Origin of the sequence: Parabacteroides sp. ASF519 (assembly GCF_000364265.2) — a bacterium.
GTDB classification, from domain to species: Bacteria; Bacteroidota; Bacteroidia; order Bacteroidales; family Tannerellaceae; genus Parabacteroides; species Parabacteroides goldsteinii.
In genome coordinates, this window is sequence record NZ_AQFV02000006.1 from 1,441,280 (window position 1) to 1,464,617 (window position 23,338).

The window sequence follows — 23,338 nt, forward strand, 5'->3', positions numbered from 1 at the left end:
GTAATGAACAACAAGAAGAAAAACGAGGGTCAGACCGACTTTTCCTATTACGGTCTGTACCTGCTGGACTATCTCCGCACGAACAAGTTTGAACAGGCTTCCGATGCCGCCTTCATACGGGAACGCGCCGACCGTGCCGCCGAAACGTATGAAAAGGCAAGGCTCGAAGGCTATCCCGCCGACGGTGCGCAGGAGCTGGCGATGGACACGCTGCTGCGCGGGCTGCGCTATTCCCGGTACGCCATGCTCCGCGAAGTCGTGGAAAACGAGTTTGCCGATGAAGTGCCGGAAGAGAAGTGCGAAGCCTTCATACAGAAACTCCTGCCGCTTGTCGGCAACGTGTTTTCCGTCTATGACCTCTCGGACGACAATTTCGCCCTGTCTTCCGATTACGACCTGCTCTACACGGAGCTGACGGGGGCAACCGCCCTTTATATCGGGGAATATGGCGTTTAACCGCAAACAGAAACTGCGGGACAACATCGAGGCGATACGGACGGCATTCATCCTTGACAGGGAAAACAGGACAGTGACAACCGAAGAGCGTGCCATACTTCAAAGGTACTGCGGTTTCGGCGGTCTGAAATGTATCCTCAACCCTGCAAAGGAACTGACGGATGCCGTCCGCTGGGCGAAATCCGACCTCGAACTGTTCGCCCCGACGGTGGAGCTGCACAGGCTTATCCGTGAGAACAGCAAGGACGAAACGGAGTACAAGCGGTTTGTGGACTCGCTCAAAGCGTCCGTACTTACCGCTTTCTACACTCCCAAAGAGATAACCGACACCCTCGCGGACGTGCTGGCGGATTACAGTGTCCGCCCCGCCCGTATGCTCGAACCGTCGGCGGGTGTCGGCGTGTTCGTGGACTCCGTGCTGCGGCACAGCCCCAATGCGGATGTGATGGCTTTTGAGAAGGATCTGCTCACGGGTACAATCCTGCGGCATCTCTATCCTGACCAAAAGATGCGTACCTGCGGTTTTGAGAAAATCGAAAAACCGTTCAACAATTATTTCGACTTGGCGGTGTCCAACATTCCCTTCGGTGACATCGCCGTGTTTGACCCTGAATTTCAGCGGAGCGACTCATTCGGCAGACGCTCCGCCCAGAAAGCCATCCACAACTATTTTTTCCTCAAAGGGCTGGATGCCGTGCGTGACGGCGGCATCGTGGCGTTCATCACCTCGCAAGGGGTATTGAACAGCACCAAGACCTCCGTGCGTAACGAGCTGTTCAGTCAGGCTGATCTGGTATCCGCGATACGCCTGCCCAACAACCTGTTCACGGACAACGCGGGGACAGAGGTGGGCAGCGACCTGATTGTCCTGCAAAAGAACCTGAACAAAAAGGAAATGTCGCAGGACGAGCGGCTGATGACCGTGATACAGACGGACACGAAAACCGGCCTGACAGACAACGCCTATTTCATCCACCACCCGGAACGCATCGTGCATACGACGGCGAAACTTGACACCGACCCCTACGGGAAGCCCGCTATGGTTTATCTGCATGAGGGCAAGACCGCAGGTATAGCCGGGGACTTGCGCCGTATGCTCGACGAGGATTTCCATTACAGGCTCGCCATGCGTCTGTATTCGGGAACAATCCGGCAGTCGGGAACGGAAGAAAAAGTTATTGTTCAAAAGGAGGCGGAGCGTCCTGCTGTAACACAGAAAACGGTATTTTCACAAACAGTTGAAACTCCGACGGAGAAACCGCAACCCACAGAGGAAAAGCCGGAGATAGAGCCACGTCCGAAATATTCTGATGGGGTGCAGCTATCATTGCTCGATCTTTGGGGTATGACGGAAGAAGTCAGCCAATCGAAAACCGCCAAGAAGAAAAAGACGGCAAAGAAAGAAAGCCCTACAAGGCGCATTTCGCCTAAGCCGCAGGTGCAGGCAACACCGAAAGTCACTGCTATACCGACTGCTTCCACACCTAAGACTGTAACGGAGAACAAGGAGGTGAAAGTGGACAATGCCGCAAAGCCTGCCGACCCGGACGACATCTATGCCACGCTGGACTGGGATACCAATCCTCCCATCAACGGCTTCTATGAGATGATGATGGGTTTGACACCGGAACGCAGGAAGGAACTTCGGGAGCTGGCGAGGCAGCATAACGAGAAACAAGTGGCGGCGGAAAAGACGGAAGTGAAAGCCGTGTCGGAAGCTCACCGTGAGCAAACACGGCAAGAAGAAGCACAGCCGGAGGCAGTCGCCGCACCTGCCGTTACAGATACCCCATCGGAAGCAGTGGCGACTTCCCTTTTCCCCGACATCGAAGCGGAGAAGCCGAAGGAGGAAGTCGTGGACCTATCGCCCCGTGCCTACCACCGCACACCGGAGATGCACCTGCGCGAAGGGTCGCTGGTGGCTGACTGGGGACGTCATAACATCGGCTACCTGAAGGACATCACCCCATACGGGGCGACATTCCAGCCGCTCGACCTGAAAGGCTACCAGAAGGAAAAGGCTTTGCTGTATGTGTCGCTGCGTGACGCCTACGAGCGTCTGTACCGTTATGAATCGAACAGGCACGAGGCGAATGTTCCGTGGCGAGAGCATCTGAACACCTGTTACGATGAATTTGTCATGCGTTACGGCAACCTCAACGCCAAGCAGAACGTAAAGTTGGTGATGATGGACGCAGGCGGTCGTGACATCCTTTCGCTGGAACGGGCGGAGAACGGGAAGTTCGTCAAGGCGGACATCTTCGAACGTCCCGTTTCCTTCGCGGTGGAGAGCCATACCAACGTAGGTTCTCCCGAAGAGGCACTTTCCGCGTCGCTCAACAAGTTCGGCACGGTCAATCTCGACTATATGCGGGAGATAACCGACAGTACGGCGGAGGAATTGCTCACAGCCCTGCAAGGGCGCATCTATTACAATCCGCTCGTGACCGGTTACGAAATCAAAGACCGCTTCATCGCCGGGAACGTGATAGAGAAGGCGGAGCGCATAGAGGCATGGATGGGCGACAATCCCGAAAATGAGCGTATGCCGGAAATAAAACAGGCGTTGGAGGCTCTGAAAGATGCCGAACCGCCGCGCATCGCCTTCGAGGATCTGGACTTCAATTTCGGGGAACGATGGATTCCTACGGGTGTCTATGCCGCCTACATGAGCCGGTTGTTCGATACGGAGGTGAAAATCGCCTACTCCGCCAGCATGGACGAGTTTTCGGTGGCGTGCGGATACCGCACCATGAAAATCACGGACGAGTTTCTGGTGAAGGGGTATTACCGGAACTATGACGGTATGCACCTTCTGAAACACGCCCTGCACAACACCTGCCCCGACATGATGAAGTCCATCGGCAAGGATGAGCATGGCAATGACATCAAGGTGCGCGACAGCGAGGGCATACAGCTCGCCAACGCCAAGATTGACGAGATACGAAACGGCTTCTCCGAATGGCTGGAAGAGCAGTCGCCGCAGTTCAAGGAACGGCTGACGACGATGTATAACCGCAAGTTCAACTGTTTCGTGCGCCCGAAATATGACGGCTCGCACCAGACTTTTCCCGACCTCAACTTGAAGGGGCTGGCAAGCCGGGGCATCAAGAGCGTCTATCCCTCGCAGATGGATTGCGTCTGGATGCTGAAACAGAACGGCGGCGGAATTTGCGACCATGAGGTGGGAACCGGAAAGACGCTGATAATGTGCATCGCCGCGCATGAAATGAAGCGTCTTAACTTGGCACACAAGCCGATGATTATCGGGTTGAAAGCCAACGTCGCGGAGATTGCAGCCACCTATCAGGCGGCATATCCCAACGCACGTATTCTGTACGCTTCGGAGAAGGATTTTTCGACTGCCAACCGTGTGCGTTTCTTCAACAACATCAAAAACAACGATTACGATTGTGTCATCATGTCGCACGACCAGTTCGGAAAGATACCGCAGTCGCCGGAGTTGCAACAGCGCATCCTGCAAGCGGAGCTTGACACGGTGGAGGAAAACCTCGAAGTGCTGCGGCAGCAGGGAAAGAACGTGTCGCGGGCGATGCTGAAAGGGCTGGAGAAGCGCAAGCACAACCTTGAAGCGAAGCTGGAGAAGGTGGAACACGCCATAAAGTCACGCACGGATGACGTGGTGGATTTCAAGCAGATGGGCATCGACCACATCTTCATAGATGAGAGCCACCAGTTCAAAAATCTGACTTTCAACACGCGCCACGACCGTGTGGCGGGATTGGGGAACAGCGAGGGTAGCCAAAAGGCACTCAATATGCTTTTCGCCATACGCACTATACAAGAACGTACAGGCAAGGACTTGGGAGCAACTTTTCTTTCCGGCACGACCATCAGCAACTCGCTGACGGAACTGTACCTGCTGTTCAAGTACCTGCGCCCGAAGGAGCTGGAACGGCAGGACATCCGCTGTTTCGATGCGTGGGCGGCGATATTCGCCAAAAAGACGACGGATTTTGAATTTAACGTGACGAATAACGTGGTGCAGAAGGAGCGTTTCCGCTACTTCATCAAAGTGCCGGAGCTTGCCGCTTTCTATAATGAAATCACGGACTACCGCACGGCAGAGGACGTGGGCGTGGACCGTCCCAACAAGAACGAGATACTGCACCACATACCGCCCACACCCGACCAAGAGTATTTCATCAAGCAACTGATGGAATTTGCCAAGACGGGCGACGCCACTCTGCTGGGCAGGCTGCCGCTTTCGGAAACGGAGGAAAAGGCGAAGATGCTCATCGCTACCGACTATGCCCGGAAGATGGCTCTCGACATGCGCATGATAGACCCGCATTATGAAGACCACCCCGACAACAAGGCGAGCCACTGCGCCAAGATGATCGCGGAGTATTACCAAAAATACGATGCGCAGAAAGGCACGCAGTTCGTTTTCTCGGACTTGGGGACATACCAGTCGGGGGACGGTTGGAACGTCTATTCGGAAATCAAACGCAAACTGACGGAGGATTACGGCATACCGCCAAGCGAGGTGCGCTTCATTCAAGAATGCAAGACTGACAAGGCACGAAAGGCGGTGATAGATGCCATGAACGCTGGGACGGTGCGCGTGTTGTTCGGCTCAACCTCTATGCTCGGAACGGGCGTGAACGCACAGAAAAGATGTGTGGCAATTCATCATTTGGACACGCCGTGGCGACCGTCGGACCTGCAACAGCGTGACGGACGGGGTGTTAGAGCCGGGAATGAGATAGCCAAGCATTTTGCCGGGAACAACGTGGATGTAATCATCTATGCGGTGGAGAAGTCGCTGGACAGCTACAAGTTCAACCTCCTGCACTGCAAGCAGACTTTCATCAGCCAGCTCAAAAGCGGGGCGATGGGTGCGCGTACCATCGACGAGGGTGCTATGGACGAGAAATCGGGCATGAACTTCTCGGAGTATATGGCATTGCTCTCCGGCAACACCGACCTGTTGGACAAGGCTAAACTTGAAAAGCGCATCGCCTCGCTCGAAGGGGAACGCAAGTCGTTCAACAAAGGCAGGCGTGATTCGGAGTTCAAGCTGGAGTCGAAGACGGGTGAGCTGCGCAACAACACGGCTTTCATTGATGCCATGACGGAGGACTGGAACCGCTTCCTATCAGTGGTGCAGACCGACAAGGAGGGCAACCGCCTTAATATGATAAAGGTGGACGGAGTGGACTCCACAGACGAGAAGGTCATCGGAAAGCGTTTGCAGGAGATAGCCAAGAACACCACGACGGGCGGGCTTTACACACAGGTCGGAGAGCTTTACGGTTTCCCGATAAAGGTAGTGAGTGAGAGGATACTCAAAGAGGGCTTGGAGTTCACCGACAACCGTTTTGTAGTTGAAGGAAACTACAAGTACACCTACAACAACGGGCATCTGGCGATGGCTGACCCGTTGGCCGCCGCCCGCAACTTCCTGAACGCAATTGAGAGGATACCCCCATCATCGACCAGTACAAGGCGAAGAATGAGGTGCTGGAACGTGAGATACCGCAGTTACAGGAGATAACGGGCAAGGTGTGGAAGAAGGAGGTCGAGCTGAAACAGTTGAAGTCCGAACTTGCCGCCCTCGACCGCAAGATACAACTGGAACTTGCGCCCACGCCCGAAATCGCCGACAAGGAGAACGAAGGGCAGCAGGTCAAGCCGGAAACGGAAGTCGTGCGGAACAGGCCGACGCAATATCACGGAGATACACCGCCACAGATACGCAGTCCGGCAAATGAACAAAGTTCCACGGGCAATTTCATTGACAACCATATCGTAATCGGTCGTCCGGGGCTGTATGTCAAGGATGAAAACCGTCCGAAAGGATTGAAAATATGACAATGACAGCAAGAGGAAGAATCATTTGAATTGTATCCTCTTGCTTTTTATACAATAATCCATAAACGTCCGTATTATAATGGACACAGATAACCCTTTTGTTTATAAATGGAAAATCCACTCAAAGTAGCCCCCTTAATTCAGAGCAATTTGACCCCTGTTAAATTTTTCCATTCTTCCATCCTGTTCATTCTTGTTTTCTTCGTATTCTTCCTGTCAGTTATGCCGGGTTCTACATTAAATTTCGTTTATAAATATAACGATTCTTTTTTACTTTTACATTTGCGTAGCGACTCTCCGAAGAGCTCTATACGTATAGCCTGATGTACAATTCTGTCCAGAACGGCATCGGCAATCGTCTTTTCTCCAATAACGTCATACCAATCCCTTACCGGGACCTGTGATGTTATGACGGTGGATTTTTTACCATGCCTGTCCTCTATGATATCCATCAGGTTCATCCGCCCTTGGGAATCGAAGGGTTGTATGCCAAAATCATCCAGTATAAGCATATCCAACCTCTCGATTTTCTTGAGTTCTTGCAGGATTGTACCTTTTGCCTTGGCAACCTTAAGCATCCCCATAAGTCTGGATGTGTTGGCGTATAGTACTTTATATCCTTTCTGGCAAGCCTGGAAGCCAAAAGCGGTTGCCAGATAACTTTTTCCTGTTCCGGCACTTCCGGTAATAAACATGTCTTTGCGTTCCCTGACAAACGTAAGGTCAGCCAAACGCTGGGTAAGATTCTTGTCCAGCCCCCTTTCCACTGAGAAGTCTATTTCTTCAATGGTGGCCTTGTATCTGAAGGAGGCCTGACGGATAGCTCTCTCTACCGCGCGGTTTCTGCGGTCATCCCATTCACTTGAGACCAGCCATGAGACGAACTGGTCGGTAGTCATGCTCTCTGTCCGATGTGTTTCCAAACTTGTTTTAAAGGCATAATACATACCTTTAAGATTCATTCCTAACATCTTTTCCAATGTGTCCTGATTCATTTCCATATTGTATCTGGTTGGTTTATTGATAATATTCTTTTCCTCTGATATTCTCATGGGAAGGCATCTCCGTTTCTTGCCCGGCACTGTCTTCCAACGGGAACTCATCCTGCCGGTTGTTAAGGATGCGCTCGATGATGGGATAATTGTACAGACCGTAACTTGTAGCCCAACGGCAGGCATTGGTCAATCGGGTGTTGCCGACCCTGCGTGCGAAGCTAAGAATGCCCTGACACGATTTATAGGCTTGCTCCGGATGCTTTTTCTCTTCCATAACCTGACGGATATATGCCTCCACATCCGGATGAATAGCCGCCGCTTCACGTATAAATTTATCCGGGTTCCATTCCGTGATATAGCGATGGTGTGAAGCCAGGTGCTCTTCCAGGGTCGTGTACCGGCAACGGGCCCTGTTGCGGGTATGGGAAGCAATCAGCTCGTAGCCGTAATAGATGCATACCTCGCGTGAGGTATATAACAAGATGACCTTCTTGCCTATATAGCCGCAAGGCACACTGTAGTAATGGGCGTCTTCCCCCAGGCGGACATGACCGTTTTTCATCACGGTAGCCCTGTAACGCTGTTTGAGTTCAAAACGGATGGGATTGAGCTTGCGTAAAGAATCACGTTCTATCTCCTCGAACTGTTCCCGTCGACTGTATTTACGGTCTGTCAGCGGAGTGTTGTTGTGGAGTTCCAAGGCGACACGGATAGCCGCGTTCAGTGAATCAAGGTCATAAAACTCGCGTTCCTGTATCTTTGGATAGATACTGCGATAGATCAGTTTAACGGCACCCTCGACCAGTGCCTTGTCACGTGGCTTGTAAGCCCTGGCGGGAATTACGGTACAGCCGTAATGTTCGGCAAAGGCTGCAAAGTCCTCATTCAGGATGGCCTCGTATTTACTGCTCTTAGTAACGGCGGACTTGAGATTGTCCGGGATGATGGCGGAGGGAGCCCCCTGGTAGTATAACAAGGCGTTTTCCGAAGCACGGATCAAGTCCTCCTTTTTCTGGCTCATGACCGCTTCCACATAGGTTAACTGGCTGCAGGGAAGGATCGCGACAAAAACCTCCACCGGGATGATTTCGCCCGTCTCAAGGTCGATGATGGAGAGTTTGTCACCGGCGAAGTCTATGAACACTTTATCACCGGCCTTGTGTTCAAGATGCATGATGGGACGGCTGCAGGCTATATGCTGCTGAATCAGAATATAGAAGCGGGTGCGTCCGTAACCATCCGGATGGGAAGAGAGGTACTCACGATGTAAAGCCTCACGGGTAACACCTTTCTTCTGAAGCCGCTTGCAATATTCGGGCAACAACGACTTTAGTTCTTCCATCCGTTCGCTTTCTGTCTTTACTCTGGTCTTTTCGTGGAATAACTCCGAGAGTTCCTGGTCCGATAGAGACAGTACTCCTTCATAATCCAAACCGCTGCGCTGAAATACCTGTAAGTATTTCTTGACCGTATTGCGCGAAACGGTTAACATACTGCTGATACTTTTGGTCCCATAACCCTGAGAGTAACAGCGTAACACTTGACGAATCTTTTCCATTCCTAATTGTCTATTGGGCATAACTGACTTTTATTCGTTTTTAACAAACAAAATAGAATTATAGATCGAGTAAACAAGAATGAAACTCACTTTTTAGGGGATCATTTTAAAGTGAATTTAAGGGGGCACTTTCGAGTGAATTTGGGGGATCACTTTAAAGTGAACGGAGGGGGGCAATGGTGAGTGAATTTTCCAATAAAGGATAAAAATAGGTGAATTTGCTTGGTTGACTAATTTATTTAGACTAACTTTGCATATACTAAATTTCATTTGATGATGGAACAACTTACTAAGCGTGAAGAAGAAGTGATGAACAAGTTTTGGGAGAGGGGCGAAGCTACCGTCAAGGAGATTATAGCCACTTATCCTGAACCTCGTCCAAGCCGGACTGCCATATCTACATTTGTGAAGTTTCTTGTCGAGAAAGGCTTTTTAGGGCATAAGCCGGCAGGGAACAACGGGTTCATATACTACCCACTCATAGAACGGGATGAGTATTGTGGCAACAACCTGAAGAATGTAGTACAGAGATATTTTAATAACTCTATTCGTGGTGTGATAAGCACTCTTGTAAGAGATAGGAAAATGTCGGATGATGAAGTTCGGGAGTTGATAAATCAGGTAATTGAAGGAAATCGCCAATAATAAAATTGAAAAGATATGGGTAATAATTTATTAGAGCAATGCCATAAAATTAAGGAAGAAATTTCCAATGAAACCACATTTCATTTGGGAATTGAAAACTTATTGTCTTTGCGTACCCAATTATTTGATATCTTAGCGCAGTTCAAAGTGGAATTATGTCGTGCTGATTTCAATGCTATCCCATTCATTGGAGAAGACGGTTTTCACAGCAAGACAATTGCCTATTCCATCTGGCATATATTCCGTATCGAGGATATTGTTACCCATACTCTAATCAACAAGGACAATCAGATATTCTTTTCAAGGGATTATAAAAGCTCGATTGGCTCTCCAATTATCACAACGGGTAACGAGCTTGAAAAACAGGAAATATCAGATTTCTCCAAAACATTGAATTTAGATGCGCTATATGAATATGCTGAATCTGTAAAAGACAATACCAGCCTATTGTTGAAAGAGCTTTCTTTTTGCGATTTGGAACGCAGAATGACTGATGAGGATAGGGAAAAACTCAAATCACTTCATGTTGTGAGCGACTCTGAAAATGCCCGGTGGTTGATAGATTACTGGTGTGGTGAAAATATCCGAGGTCTTATAATGATGCCTTTTTCCGAACATTGGTTGGCTCATATTTATGCGAGTTGGAAAATTAAATGCGCATTAAAAGGAATATCAAACAACTAAATATATGAATATGGAACAAAAATTTTGTCAAAGTTGCGGTATGCCGTTAACTGACAAAGATAAGGGAATAAATGCCGATGGCAGCCGCAATGATGATTACTGCAACTATTGTTACATGGATGGCCGGTTCACGCAGGACTTTACAATGGAGCAGATGATTGAGCATTGCGCTCGGTTCACCGATGATATAAACAAGTGGTCCGGAGAAAATATGACCGTGGAACAGGCTAAAGAGATGATGCGCCAATTCTATCCCAACCTCAAACGCTGGAAAAAATAAATATGAGATATTGTTGTACGGTTTTATCCGTGTCAGATATAAGCAAAGCCCGAAGTTTCTACGAAAACATATTCGGGTTGGAAGTCTGTCAAAATTATGGACGAAATATCCTGTTCTCCTGCGGTCTGGCTTTACAGCAGAATTTCGATTGGCTTATTGGCGTACCCAAAGAAAAAGTTCATAAAAAGTCAAACAATGTTGAAATCGTCTTTGAGGAACGTGATTTTGATGGCTTTCTGCAAAAGCTGAAAGGCAATTCGTCAATCGCATTCTTAGGTGAAGTCGTTGAGCATGATTGGGGACAGCGAGTAATCCGCTTTTACGATTTGGATGGGCATCTAATAGAAGTCGGTGAGGAAATGAAAATGGTCATAGAGAGATTCATTTCTAATGGAATGACTTTGGAAGAAGTTTCCAAGAGAATGGATGTTTCTGTCGATGACCTGCAAAAACTATTGAATTAAACCCTATAAATATGGATATACAACGTATAATCAGCTTGGTCAAAGAGACTAAGGGGATAATCACAAACAGGGAAATGGCAGCCCTTGTGAAAGAAAAAGGAGTAGCCGATTACGTTACTCAAGTGGATGTCGCCGTTCAGGATTTCTTGAAGAAGGCATTACATACACTTGCGCCGGACATACAGTTTCTCGGAGAGGAAACCGGCTTACAGCGTATGGATACAGACAGCTACTGGATTCTTGACCCTGTTGATGGCACTACCAACCTCATGCACGACTATCAGCATAGTGTGGTGTCGTTAGCTCTTTGTAGTCAGAAAGAGATAGTAATGGGCATTGTCTATGATCCGTTTCACGATGAACTTTTTTCTGCTGTCAAGGAAGAAGGAAGTTTCTTGAACGGCAAGCCCATACACGTTTCATCTGCCACAAAACTATCGGAAACCATCATAGGCATCGGCACTGCAAAAAGAGAATTAGCGAAAGAAAACTTTGCCCGATTTCTGAAAGTTTACGAAAATTCCCAAGATGTCCGAAGACTTGGCTCAGCCGCTTTGGAGTTGGCATATACAGCCTGCGGCAGACAAGGCGGATATTTCGAGATATATTTGAATCCGTGGGATTATGCGGCAGGGATGCTTCTGGTACAAGAAGCCGGAGGAAAAGTGACTGATTGGAACGGGAATGCGCTTGACCCGGCTAAAGGAAGTCACGTCGTAGGAACAAACGGGCAAGTCCACGAAGAAATACTCAAATTATTATGAATGTAAAAGAAGTGTTGCAACAATTCGTTGAAGGTGCAACCGATCTGCGGTTTAATAACGTGGAGGTTACACCGGAAACAATACACGCAATCATGATAAATGAGATTGTTCCGTCACATCCGGAAGAGGACTTCTATGGAAAATCAGATGCGGCGTATATGACAACGACAATTCCGTTGTTCAAAAAAGCCGGGATAGAGGTAGATTCTGTGCAGGATATTCTCAACAAGGGGATTTATATTACCAATGCGGTTAAAATACCCAAAAACGGATATGTCGTTTCAAAGGAAAGCATAGAGGAAAGTCTGCCATATCTGGAAAGAGAGCTTGCATTGTTTCCCAACGTCAAGGTTATAATGCTTATGGGTGATGTGGCAAAGAAGGCCTTTAATATGATTGGCAAGAAGGCAATCAAGAAAAATGTTATCCCAAGCGTATCCACATACAAATTGCGAAATACAGAGATTTCATATAACGGTGTTCGCATCCTCCCCTCCTATATAATGACGGGACAAAACATACTCATAGAGAAATCTAAGTTTGAAATGGCTTCTGAAGATATTTCCATGATGTACCGGTTGATAATGAAGAAGTAAAAATCATTTAATAAATAATATATGGAACAAAAATTTTGTCAGAGTTGCGGGATGCCTCTTAATCCCGCAAATCCCGGAACTAATGCCGACGGCAGTATAAGTGAAGATTATTGCGGTTACTGTTACAAGGATGGAGTATTCCTACAAGACTTCAATATGAGTCAGATGATTGAGTTTTGTGTGCAGTTTACCGACCAGATAAACAAGGAAACAGGATGGAATCTCTCTCCGGAACAGGCAAAGGCTCAAATGCGCAAGATTTTCCCAACGCTCAAACGCTGGAAAGAGAAAGACAAAAGAAGCCTCACAGAAAAAGCTGTCAGTTTGCTTGCGCAATGCAATGAGGTCACACTTGCCACGATAAATGCGGATGGATTCCCACGCCCTGTGCCCATCAAGAAAATTAAGACCAACGGATGCAACGAGATTTGGATGGCAACCGATGCCGCATCCGTGAAAATAAATGACCTCAAGACAAATTCCAAAGCCGGAGTAAGCTATTATTTTTATGGTGATAGTGTCGCTCTGCGTGGCATAGCGGAAATTGTCAGCGATGATAAAATCCGAAAAGAGATGTGGCAGGAGTGGCTGATAAATCATTTCCCCGGAGGTGCTACCGATCCGAACTATACTCTAATCAGGTTTGTAGGCGAGGACGCAACCATATATATTGATGGCGATTTTGCGCACGAAAAAATATAAATACTCCGAATGCTTTAATGTCCGTTTTTTACTATCGGAATAAATAGCCTTGTTATAATTTTGCAGGATGCAAACATTCAAGATCATACATCCCTCTCCTGCGCTGAAACCGTTTGTGCGGTATTATTGGGTATTGCAGGATAGCTCACCCGGCATGGTGTCGCAACGCACTTTGCCGACGGGGTGTATGTCGCTTGTGTTTCATCGTGGTGAAAGACTGAAAGTTGTAAGTCAGAATGACTTACAGCCACGCTGTTTTATAAGCGGACAAGAAACCAGCTTTACAGATGTCATTTCCACGGGAAACATCGAAATGATAGTGACTGTGTTTCAACCACACACGGCAAAGATGTTTTTTCATATCCCCGTCAGTCTGTTTTGCAATAGGAACATTTCCATATATGATATGGAGGACATTGAGTTGCAGGATTTGGCAGGGAAAATGGGTGATGCCGACAATCTTGAAACAGCCGTTATCTTAATTGAAAATTTCCTATTAAACCGCGTACTACTGGAGAATAACTACAATATACCGAGGCTTTCCACCGTGGTGCGTCACATTAGCAATTCTGTCCATACAAACATAAAGGGGCTTGCCGACATAGCGTGCCTGAGTGAAAAGCAGTTTTGCCGTGTCTTTTCAGAACACATCGGAACTACCCCAAAGGATTTCCTGCGCATCATCAGATTGCAACGCACCTTATCCGTATTACAGCATAATCCGAAAATAGGTTTTGCCCAACTATCATATGAATGTGGTTATACAGACCAATCACATATGATAAAGGAATTTCGGCTATTCACCGGTTACACCCCAAAAGAGTACATATCCCGTTGCGCTCCTGTTTCCGACTATTTTACGTTCTGAAAATTACGCTGATATAGATTTCGATTTGGTTGTCACCGATTATTTTTATAATTTTGTCACCACTTAGTGACATTAACCAAAATGGAATTGAAAGAAACAGAGAAAAGGCTGCTTGATGCAGTGAGCCATATCATAGAGAATGACGGATTTACCAAAATTGGGGTAAACCGCATCGCCAGTCAAGCCGGATGCGATAAAGTTTTGATTTATCGCTATTTTGGCGGCTTGGATGGTCTGCTCGTCGAATGGGCAAAACGGCACGACTATTATTCATTTGCCTATTCGGAGTTTATAGATACCATCAAACAGTCCGAGAAGAAGGATATAAGGCAGATTGTCAAAGATGTGCTTTTCCGGCAACTTCATTATCTGAAGGACAATGTTCTCATGCAGCAACTTCTGGTATGGGAATTATCCGGTCATTCATCGTTCAAGGGAATCCTCGAAGAAAGGGAGCGCATAGGCTACAAATTGCAGGAAGAATTAAACAAAAGTCTGGATATAGGTAACGACAACGATATGTCCGTTGCCATAATCATATCCGCAATCAATTACATTGTACTTTTCACAAGACAGTACCCCAAACTGAACGGCATAGATTTCAGCAAGCCGGAAGCGTGGAGCAGAATGGAAGCAATGATTTCCAAGTATGTTGATTTCATCTTTGACGACAGCAAACTATGAAACATATCATCGTAATAGCACTGACGCTGTTTCTTGCAGTCTTTGTTATGGCGCAGGAAAGGAATTACATTTCCACTTGCGGCAAGACGAAAACGTCTGTCAAGTGGTCGGAGGAACACAAAGACGGGAAGATATATCTGAATACAATTCAAGGCAACGAAAGGCATGAGTATATTTTGGACAATGGGTATAAGACCGAAAGTTGGAAAATAATCAACCCTGTTTCAAATACCAGCTTGACTGTCAGCTTAAAAAACGGCAAATATTCTATATCCGGCAAGTTCAACGGCAAACCAATCTCGAAGACAGTTAAAAGCAAAGGCAAACCGTGGTATCAGAATATTGCCTACAATGCGGGGCTGACCTTGAAAAACGGCAAGTCGTTGGAATACGAGTGTTTTCGCCCTGACAATATCAAACTCTACACCATGTCGGCTGTCAAGAAGGGTATTGAAAGATTTGACGGTGGGCACACCGTCAAAATAGAAGTCAGTCTGACCGGTTTTATGTCGGCATTCTGGAGTTGTGACTATTATTTTGACACGGCTACCTTGATGTTCGTGGGCTACAAAGGTGTGAACGGTGGCCCCGGAACACCCGAAACAAAAATATCAATTTCAAGATGAGAACAATAATATTATATCGCTCATCATACAAAGGCAATACGCTGAAGATCGCACAAAGCATGGCTGACGCACTGTCCGCCGAACTGGTATCAGTGGACAACACCCCGACAATAGACCTGTCAGGCTACGATTTAATTGGCTTTGGCTCTGCAATAAATTTTGCAGCCCACGATATCCGGCTTCAAAGATTTGTTTCAGAGCAGAATATTGATGGGAAAAATGTTTTCATATTTTCCACCCGCTGCCGTCCATTCTTGGGGGCATATCATAAACCCCTGAAGAAAATCATCGAAAGAAAAGGCGGAATTATAGCCGGTGAGTTTTCTTGCCGTGGTTTTGACCGTACAGGCCCTTGGGTGCTGATGAATGGTTACAATAAAGCCAGACCGAATGAGCTGGATATGTTCAAGGCACGGCTGTTTGCAAAAGGACTCCACCGGAAACTGCACCCATTGGCTTCCGTTCACAGAAATCTGGTTATCGGGTATTCGGACGGCATCCCGATACGCCATAATGGGGCAGATTTGGTTTTCGGTGACAAGGTAGTGTTTCTCAATGCCTCCTCATGCGTGAATTGTGGAAAATGTGTCAAAGTATGCCCGATGCACATCTTCACAAAAACGGATAAAGTATTGCCAATGGATGAACTAAACTGTATCCAATGCCGGTTATGCGCTGACAAATGTCCGACTTCATCAATATACATCAACGAGTCTTTCCTGAACGGATTACGGATTGCATTCAGAGAATCTTTTAGTGACAAGTTGCAGAAAAGTTATAATTCAGACGATAAAGGGCATTAAAATGTACCCAAGGAATGGAATGTCCGGTTTTTACTATCATAGGCTGTCGTGTCGCTGTAACTTTGCAGCGTACTAATCAAAATAACAATAAGTATGATTGCATTTTTTGAAATTCCCACCAATGACTTCGACAAGTCGGTGGCATTTTATCAGGCACTCTTCGGAGAGGAACTGGAGGTGTCGCAGTTCGGCGACGAGAGAATGGCGTGTCTAATGAAAGACGGAAAGAGCGTGTGTTCAATCTCTTCCGCTCCCTCGTTCTCCGGTTTTGCTCCCTCTGAAGGAGGCGTGCTAGTATATCTCAAAGCAAGAGACTTAGATGCCGATGTGAAAACGGCGATTGACAACGGCGCAACACTCGTCACTCCCAAGACCAAGATTCAGGTGGATGGCTGGGGTTCTTTCGCCATCATCGCAGATCCTGTCGGCAACCGCATCGGACTTTACGGTGACAAGTAAATCATTGTAAATCGGGTCATTTTGGTTGGGATAGCCATTGGGTTATCCCAACTATTGAAAGATGCTGTATTTTTAAAGTGGAATTATTGGGATAAATAGAGAATTTGCCCATAAACAAAAAGTATCCTTATAAATTTCATCTTCAACGCTCTTGTTTTCATTCAAATGATTGAAGAGGTAGTTTATCGTATTTGCTTCTTAGATGTCATGTAAAAAGCGACAATGTCGTTTTTGTACAATTTAATACGAGTCAAGTGGAGTAACTTTGCCGGATAAATGAAATTAGTATGAATATTTCCTATATATCAATTTATAAAACCAGCCTGCCTGTATTGGTTAGTTTATTAATGGAATACTTGATAGGTTTTACTGATACAGCTTATTTAGGAAGGGTTGGAGAAACCGAATTGGCGGCATCAGCTATCGCCAGCACTTATTACTTGATTATATACATGATTGGATTTGGGTTCAGCATCGGAGCTCAAATCTTGATAGCTCAATATAATGGAAACAGACAGTATAAGGAAGCAGGAAAAATTCTTTCCCAAGGAACACTATTTTTGTTAATAATAGCGATGACAATAATATTGATTACTTCTATAATTTCGCCTATTATATTAAAGTTGATTATAGATTCTGAATCCGTATTCCAAACAGTTATGCTATATCTTGACTGGAGAATCTATGGTTTCTTGTTTTCTTTTACAATTATCATGTTTAGAGCATTTTATATCGGAATAATACACACATCTGCACTAATGCTCAATTCCATAACGATGGTAGCAGTCAATGTTATTCTAAATTATATTTTAATATTTGGAGCATTAGGCTTTCCAGCATTAGGAATTTCCGGAGCAGCCATTGCATCTGTCATTTCCGAAGCTGTCGCAGCAATTTATTTCATTATATATACCCAAAAGAATGCAAGCACGTGCAAATATGGAATCAAATGGCGATTTGCCATAGATTGTAGAGTATTAAAAAAGATACTCTCTGTTTCTGTTTTGATGATGCTGCAAAATGGGTTAGTATTTGGCAGTTGGTTCGTTTTTTTTATCACAATAGAGCATTTCGGGGAAAGGTCACTGGCGATTACTAATGTTGTAAGAAACATTTCGTCCTTCCTTTTTCTTTTCGTACAAGCATCTGCATCTGTTGTCAGTTCATTAGTTGGAAATCTCATAGGAAAAGAGAAAAGCACCCCTTTCCTATATGTATGCAAAAAAGTAATGCTTTCATGTTACATGATTATTTTGCCAATAATAGTGTTGTTCGCTCTTTTCCCTGAATCTATTTTACGGATTTATAGTGACAATACTGCATTGGTGTTTGATGCTATACCTACATTAAAGGTTATGCTCACTTCTTACTTGATAGCTGTACCTACATTCGTGTTTTTTAGCACAGTCTCTGGAGTAGGCCATGCTGCGGCATCTCTATTGATAGCATTCGTGTCTTTATCTATATACATAGCGTATGTGGGAATAATTAGTCATTTTAGTTCAAGTGTTCCACTATTGTGGACATCGGAACATATTTACTTTTTGAGTGTGTTTATACTTTCTATCTATCATATTCATCATTGGTTTACAGGAATTAACAGTCAAGGCAAAAAAATAATCACCAATATTCCTTAGAATCATAGTTTATACCGACATTTGTAATATGTATAAAGAATATTCGCCATGTAGTTTATTAGCTCCTTTCATAGATCGCTATTGGGAATATAAGGGAGAAACAAGAGGTGGAATGAAATTCAACATTCCACCTCATGGTTGTTCCGACTTTGTTTTCAACGTGGGGAATGCCGCAGACTGCGTCAGTAGTGGACTGATAATGAAACCTTATCATTCCTATTTTTTCGGTCCAATGAATACATTTACGGAATTGGTCACTCAAAAAAAACTCATTCATATTATAGGGGTACGTTTTCAACCGTGTGGACTTTCTCGATTTATAAAAATTCCACTTTCCAAATTTATGAATCAAGGATTAGACAGTCACGAGTTTCCTGCTCTTTTTAGTCAATCTTTCACATATCAACTCTCTGAAATTCAAAATCCGATTGGTTATATTGAACATGAATTGGTTAGGCAATTGTACAAAAACAGCATGGACGCAGAAAAGCAAATATCTCATGTTGTTTCCTTGATCCGCAGACAGAAAGGAATTGTTTCGATTAAGGAATTGGTAACAGAAGTATGCTTATGCCAAAGACAATTTGAGCGCAAGTTTAAGTTTCATACAGGTTATTCCCCAAAAGAATATAGTCGAATTGTTCAGTTTTGGAATGCTGTACATCTTTTGAAACCTAATATTTCATTCGATAATCTTTTGTTTGTTGCTGTCCAAGCGGGATATTATGATGCTTCTCATTTATATAGAGAGGTAAAAAGGCTTTCTGGTCATACCCCTAAGGCATTTCTTACACTCCCTACAAATGGAAAAGTAGAAGTGTTACATTTTGAATTATAGAAATAATCAGAAAAGAAAAAGTATATGAACGGATTAATTAATCTTCTATGTAGTTTGAATATAAACAATGCAGATGTGCTCGAATACACCAAGCGTCTGAAAAACATCCAAATCAAGAAAGGTGAACATTTTCAGATGCAGGGCTGTCCAGTCAGATACATGGGATATGTAGATTCCGGGAAATTCAGATATTACAAAATAGACAAAGATGGTAATGAACGTACCCTTTGGTTCAATAAATCTTTTCCGTTTATCGGAGATTATCATTCGTTCTTGAAAAGAACAAATGCCGAACTTTGTATTCAAGCAATGGAGGATTATGAGATTACATTGTTTAGTTACGAACAGATGATGGAATTATTCGACACGAATATAGATACGCAAAAGTTAAGGGCGACCATTGCGGAGCGTTCTATGTTCGGCTGGCGTAATATTGCTTTAGCACTGTATTTCGATACCGCTGAGGAAAGATACATTGAATTATTAAAAGATTTTCCCGACATTGAAAAAGAGATTTCCTTAAAACATATCGCATCCACTTTGGGCATTTCTCCCGAAACGCTAAGCAGAATAAGAAAAAAGTTAGATAAAAATCCATAGGATTGACCTATGTCAAGAATTGATAATTTCCAACTCTCTACCTTTGCTGTCTTTATCAACATAAAGAGCATGGAAACTAATATTCGAATATTTACGGAACGCCACCTTCTACGGAATCCGTCACTTACGGTTCTGATGAAACTAAGCGTTGACGGCCACTTGGATGAATTACGTTTAAAAAAAACATTGCTTAAATTAAGAAGTGTTCACCCGCTACTTTATTCATCCATTTGCATGAATAATGAGGGAGAGGCATTTTATCAGGAAAACACTGTTCATCAGCTCGAATTGCATTTTATTAAAAGTGAACATTCAAATCAATGGCTGGAAATTGCCGAGTCCGAGAATAAAAAGCCTTTTAATTGCGAAACAGGTCCACTCATACGTTTTTTTGTATTCTACACTGAGATTGGTTTTGATATTCTGGCTGTATGTCATCATCTATTAGGTGACGGTAACGCTATTGCAAGATTATTGAGGGATGTAGTGTTTGTTTATGCTGGAAATAATTTGCCCTTAAAAGAACAACAGCTCATCTCAAAACAAAGTGATTTTCCACAAAAAGCTAAACTTTCTTTTCCTGTAAAATTGCTTCTGCGTTCACTAAATTCAAAGTGGTCTAAAGGTAAGCAGCAACGTTTTGGAGAAGCGGAATACCGGGAGATATTCAATAAGTACCATCAGTTAACAGATATTGCTTTGTCGTACTCAACCATAAACAAAGTTGATATGAACGCTTTGTACAATGCTTGTAAAATACACGGCATAACAATAAATGATGCAATTGTTACGGCATTTATTGGAGCTATGCAAGAAACATTCATCAATAACAAAAAAATGGTAGTCGGGATTCCGATAGATATACGGAGACAACTTTCGTTTTCAGCAGACAGCAGCTTAGGCAATTTTGCTTCGGCCATTACAATTGCATATAAGTATGATCCTAAAAAAGACTTTTGGCAAAATGCTATTCTTATAAAGAAGAAAATAAAATCTAAAATGGATTCAACCAGAGCGCAATGGCTTATACTAAATGCCTACGCATCAATGAATCCTTTACTAATTGATGCGATGTATTTTGCCTCTTATGGGGAGTGTGATGATAAAACTGCAAAAAAAGTTGCTTCAATGTTTTCGATTGGTAATCCTTCATCTACGGCGATATCTAATCTGGGACGATTGAACTTTGATACTCACATTGGTTCTTATAGCATTCGTGATTTGATATTCTTTGCGCCAAAAGCTCCGGGCAGTTATATTGTTCTTGGAGTTGCCACATTAAGTGACACTATGCAAATTGGATTTAGTTTTGACCGCAAAATAATATCTTCTGTGATTGTAAATAATCTGAAATCAAATATGTTGGCTTTACTTTTAAACCTGAATAAAGATATAAAAGTATGAAAAATCAATCCAAGCTATCCACACATAGAATTAGGGACATTCTAAGGATGTGTATGCAACTACTGCCAGGATTATATTGATTGGCGCAGGAACTTTCGATATCAATCGGCTATTCGGTTATCCACACTATTGAAAAATTTCAGTTTTTTCTAATAGTATTATTTTGTCGTCTAAAATAATTAGACTATTTTTGCATTACTAAATCGTCTAATTTAATTAGACTAAATATAAATGGAAGATATGAAGCAATTAACAGAAAGAGAAGAAGAAGTAATGAACTTCTTTTGGGAAAGCGGGGCACTCTCGGTTCGGGATGTCGTTGCCCTTCACAATGAGCCGCGTCCAAGCCGGACTACGGTAGCCACATTCGTGAAACTTCTCGAACAGAAAGGCTATCTCAATCATAAAGTTGAAAGCACAAGCTTCATATATTTCCCCATAATAGAGCGAGAGGATTATTGTGGACAAAATCTGAAGAGTGTCATTAGGCGGTATTTCAACAATTCCATTCAGAATGTTGTGAACTTCCTGATTAACAGCGAGGAATATAGCGATGAAGAGGCTAAGGAAATAATATCACAAATATCTAACAGAGGAAAGGAATAACAATGGCAGGCATATTTTTAGCATATTCATTATTGGCAAGCACTCTCCTGATTGTAGTCTGGGTGGTGTACAAATGTGTTCTTGCCAATACCAGATGTTTCCGGTTCAATAGGATATTGTTGTTGTTCTGTATAACGCTTGCTTTCGTTTCTCCAATCTTCATACTTAATACTTTTTGGATAACGGATATTATGGAGGATAATATTGAAATCGCTTTTAATCCGGTCGAAGTTACCTATATTGCCAATTCGATATCAGAGGAAATCACTCCGATATGGGATTATATAGTCACACTTTACCTTATCGGGGTTATTGTCATGACTCTTTATTTTCTCGTTTCACTGGTACGGTTGGCACTCTTCATTATTAAAGGAGAACATATAAAACAAGATGGCAGTCACATAATCCTTCATCGCCACAACAGTGTTGCTCCGTTTGCATGGTGCGGGTATATGATGATGCCCAGACGTGACTGGTATGAGTATGGGCAGATGATAGTACGCCATGAAAAAGCGCATATAGAATGTCGCCATTGGATTGACTTGCTTTTTATGCAGGCAGCGATTATTATCACTTGGTATTGTCCAGCTATATGGCTTCTGCGCAATGAGCTTCATACCCTCCATGAGTATGAAGCCGACAGCCGTGTGCTTGCATCGGGCGTAAAACGAGAGGAGTATCAGATGTTTCTAATAAAAAAGACAGTTGGAGCAAGGTTCGCAACTCTTTCCAACTGTCTCAATCACAGTTCACTTAAAAAACGTATAACTATGATGTTATCAAGCAAACAGACAGGCACAGCCCGTGTGCGTGCCTTTGTCATGGTGCCTGCGATGGCACTCGCATTAATCGGTCTGGCCACCCCTGCAGTGTCAGCAGTAATCAACGAGGTATCTGCCGCTACGCCGGTGGAGGATCTGCGCTACAAAATTAGCGAAAAATCCGATTCCACCATTCGCGTGACAGAAAGAAATTCCGATATGGTGGTGACGGAGAAAGCGGATGCGGACAATGCCGTGCCATTCATCAAGACTGAAACCGCTCCCAACTTCCCCGGCGGCAAGGACAAATTGAGAGCTTTCATCAACAAGAACATAAAATTCCCTGAAACCGCCTATAAAGACGGTGTTCTTAATATGGATGCAGTCGTGCAACTCACCATTGCTAAGGACGGAGTGGTAAAAGATGCCAAAATAGTGAAAAGTTCAGGAAAGACACTTGATGGCGAAGCCCTTCGTGTGGCATTTATGCTTCCGCAATTCCATCCCGGACTCAATAACGGTCTGCCAGCAGAATCAAGCTATACATTGGAATTTAATTATTACATCTGCAATGAATATTGGTCGTCAAACGGCGAATAATAGCAAAACAGAATACCAATAGGACAATTATCTTATCTGATGCTTGGAGTATGCCGTATTTTTCAGTACGGCATCTCCTGTATCATAAAACTAAAAAAACAATGGAATTAGTATTTACAATACTTATCGGAGTCGTTATCGGAGCCGTCAATGCCCTCCCTATGTTTCTCAAAAAAATGGATAAGGCAAACTGTTGGTCTGCTTTTGTGCAGTATGTGGTGGTAACTTTCATTATCTTCAACACTACACTTCCTCAGTTGAATGTCAACGACTTTTTAGCCGGTCCGATTGTATCAGTTCTAATGACTATGCCTATGGTGATTATGATTGCTAAGAACGAAAAGAAAGCTGTTCCGATTGTGCTTGTCAATGCGGTCATTTTAGGGTTGATTATAGCGGCAATCAAGCATTTCAGAGCGTCTTTAGGGTTGATTATAACGGCAATCGAGCATTTTAGAGCGTTGTGATTT

At 44.4% G+C, this 23,338-nt stretch carries 22 protein-coding genes and 1 pseudogene; 21 read left to right on the forward strand and 2 right to left on the reverse strand.

Going from position 1 to position 23,338, the window contains the following annotated elements; all coding sequences use genetic code 11:
* Positions 1–3: 3 nt before the first annotated feature.
* Together C825_RS05610 and C825_RS05615 are read left to right on the forward strand one after the other, a co-directional pair.
* Positions 4–456 carry a DUF1896 domain-containing protein gene (locus C825_RS05610; RefSeq protein ID WP_010801748.1) on the forward strand — a complete coding sequence of 151 codons (453 nt, stop codon included), beginning with the start codon at positions 4–6 and terminating at the stop codon, positions 454–456.
* Positions 446–6,294 (forward strand): annotated as a pseudogene (locus tag C825_RS05615) (helicase-like domain-containing protein). Before C825_RS05610 ends, C825_RS05615 begins: the two are co-directional and overlap by 11 nt.
* 248 nt (positions 6,295–6,542) lie before the next feature.
* On the opposite strand, the gene istB reads toward C825_RS05615, so the two are convergent.
* Together istB and istA are read right to left on the reverse strand one after the other, a co-directional pair.
* On the reverse strand, positions 6,543–7,295 hold the full coding sequence (gene istB / locus C825_RS05620; RefSeq protein ID WP_009038478.1) for an IS21-like element helper ATPase IstB: 753 nt from the start codon (positions 7,293–7,295) through the stop codon (positions 6,543–6,545).
* A gap of 16 nt (positions 7,296–7,311) precedes the next feature.
* Positions 7,312–8,847, reverse strand: a complete 1,536-nt coding sequence (gene istA, locus C825_RS05625) for an IS21 family transposase (RefSeq protein ID WP_044214480.1) — start codon at positions 8,845–8,847, stop codon at positions 7,312–7,314.
* Positions 8,848–9,123: 276 nt separating this feature from the next.
* Between istA and C825_RS05630 the strand changes: the two genes are divergently transcribed.
* From C825_RS05630 to C825_RS05720, 19 genes are all read left to right on the forward strand, one after another.
* Positions 9,124–9,492: a BlaI/MecI/CopY family transcriptional regulator gene (locus tag C825_RS05630; protein ID WP_010801752.1), complete on the forward strand. Its 369-nt coding sequence runs from the start codon at positions 9,124–9,126 to the stop codon at positions 9,490–9,492.
* A gap of 15 nt (positions 9,493–9,507) precedes the next feature.
* Positions 9,508–10,176 (forward strand): hypothetical protein, encoded by a 669-nt coding sequence (locus tag C825_RS05635; protein WP_010801753.1) that lies wholly within the window; start codon positions 9,508–9,510, stop codon positions 10,174–10,176.
* 4 nt (positions 10,177–10,180) lie between these two features.
* Positions 10,181–10,456: a zinc ribbon domain-containing protein gene (locus tag C825_RS05640; protein ID WP_228110487.1), complete on the forward strand. Its 276-nt coding sequence runs from the start codon at positions 10,181–10,183 to the stop codon at positions 10,454–10,456.
* Between the two features lie 2 nt (positions 10,457–10,458).
* Complete coding sequence (locus tag C825_RS05645) at positions 10,459–10,920, forward strand: VOC family protein (RefSeq protein WP_010801755.1); 462 nt, start codon at positions 10,459–10,461, stop codon at positions 10,918–10,920.
* A gap of 11 nt (positions 10,921–10,931) precedes the next feature.
* Complete coding sequence (locus tag C825_RS05650; RefSeq protein WP_010801756.1) at positions 10,932–11,684, forward strand: inositol monophosphatase family protein; 753 nt, start codon at positions 10,932–10,934, stop codon at positions 11,682–11,684.
* The gene (locus tag C825_RS05655) at positions 11,681–12,280 is read left to right on the forward strand and encodes a uracil-DNA glycosylase family protein (protein WP_010801757.1); all 600 of its coding nucleotides are present in this window, start codon (positions 11,681–11,683) and stop codon (positions 12,278–12,280) included. Before C825_RS05650 ends, C825_RS05655 begins: the two co-directional genes overlap by 4 nt.
* A gap of 21 nt (positions 12,281–12,301) precedes the next feature.
* On the forward strand, positions 12,302–12,982 hold the full coding sequence (locus tag C825_RS05660) for a zinc ribbon domain-containing protein (protein WP_010801758.1): 681 nt from the start codon (positions 12,302–12,304) through the stop codon (positions 12,980–12,982).
* 67 nt (positions 12,983–13,049) lie between these two features.
* Complete coding sequence (locus tag C825_RS05665; RefSeq protein WP_010801759.1) at positions 13,050–13,850, forward strand: AraC family transcriptional regulator; 801 nt, start codon at positions 13,050–13,052, stop codon at positions 13,848–13,850.
* 81 nt (positions 13,851–13,931) lie between these two features.
* Complete coding sequence (locus C825_RS05670; RefSeq protein WP_010801760.1) at positions 13,932–14,534, forward strand: TetR/AcrR family transcriptional regulator; 603 nt, start codon at positions 13,932–13,934, stop codon at positions 14,532–14,534.
* The gene (locus tag C825_RS05675) at positions 14,531–15,160 is read left to right on the forward strand and encodes a hypothetical protein (RefSeq protein WP_010801761.1); all 630 of its coding nucleotides are present in this window, start codon (positions 14,531–14,533) and stop codon (positions 15,158–15,160) included. Before C825_RS05670 ends, C825_RS05675 begins: the two co-directional genes overlap by 4 nt.
* On the forward strand, positions 15,157–15,963 hold the full coding sequence (locus C825_RS05680; protein WP_010801762.1) for a 4Fe-4S binding protein: 807 nt from the start codon (positions 15,157–15,159) through the stop codon (positions 15,961–15,963). Before C825_RS05675 ends, C825_RS05680 begins: the two co-directional genes overlap by 4 nt.
* A gap of 93 nt (positions 15,964–16,056) precedes the next feature.
* Positions 16,057–16,422: a VOC family protein gene (locus C825_RS05685; RefSeq protein ID WP_010801764.1), complete on the forward strand. Its 366-nt coding sequence runs from the start codon at positions 16,057–16,059 to the stop codon at positions 16,420–16,422.
* A 287-nt stretch (positions 16,423–16,709) separates the two neighbouring features.
* Positions 16,710–18,059: an MATE family efflux transporter gene (locus tag C825_RS05690; RefSeq protein ID WP_010801765.1), complete on the forward strand. Its 1,350-nt coding sequence runs from the start codon at positions 16,710–16,712 to the stop codon at positions 18,057–18,059.
* Between the two features lie 28 nt (positions 18,060–18,087).
* Positions 18,088–18,897, forward strand: coding sequence for a helix-turn-helix domain-containing protein (locus C825_RS05695; protein WP_010801766.1), 810 nt, complete (start codon positions 18,088–18,090; stop codon positions 18,895–18,897).
* Positions 18,898–18,921: 24 nt separating this feature from the next.
* Positions 18,922–19,497 carry a Crp/Fnr family transcriptional regulator gene (locus tag C825_RS05700; protein ID WP_010801767.1) on the forward strand — a complete coding sequence of 192 codons (576 nt, stop codon included), beginning with the start codon at positions 18,922–18,924 and terminating at the stop codon, positions 19,495–19,497.
* Between the two features lie 9 nt (positions 19,498–19,506).
* On the forward strand, positions 19,507–20,901 hold the full coding sequence (locus C825_RS05705) for a condensation domain-containing protein (RefSeq protein WP_010801768.1): 1,395 nt from the start codon (positions 19,507–19,509) through the stop codon (positions 20,899–20,901).
* Between the two features lie 240 nt (positions 20,902–21,141).
* Positions 21,142–21,507 (forward strand): BlaI/MecI/CopY family transcriptional regulator, encoded by a 366-nt coding sequence (locus C825_RS05710; RefSeq protein ID WP_010801769.1) that lies wholly within the window; start codon positions 21,142–21,144, stop codon positions 21,505–21,507.
* A gap of 32 nt (positions 21,508–21,539) precedes the next feature.
* On the forward strand, positions 21,540–22,868 hold the full coding sequence (locus C825_RS05715; protein ID WP_232434972.1) for a M56 family metallopeptidase: 1,329 nt from the start codon (positions 21,540–21,542) through the stop codon (positions 22,866–22,868).
* A gap of 101 nt (positions 22,869–22,969) precedes the next feature.
* A complete protein-coding gene (locus C825_RS05720) occupies positions 22,970–23,335 on the forward strand; it encodes a hypothetical protein (RefSeq protein WP_010801772.1) in 366 nt (121 codons plus the stop codon).
* Positions 23,336–23,338 lie beyond the last annotated feature (3 nt).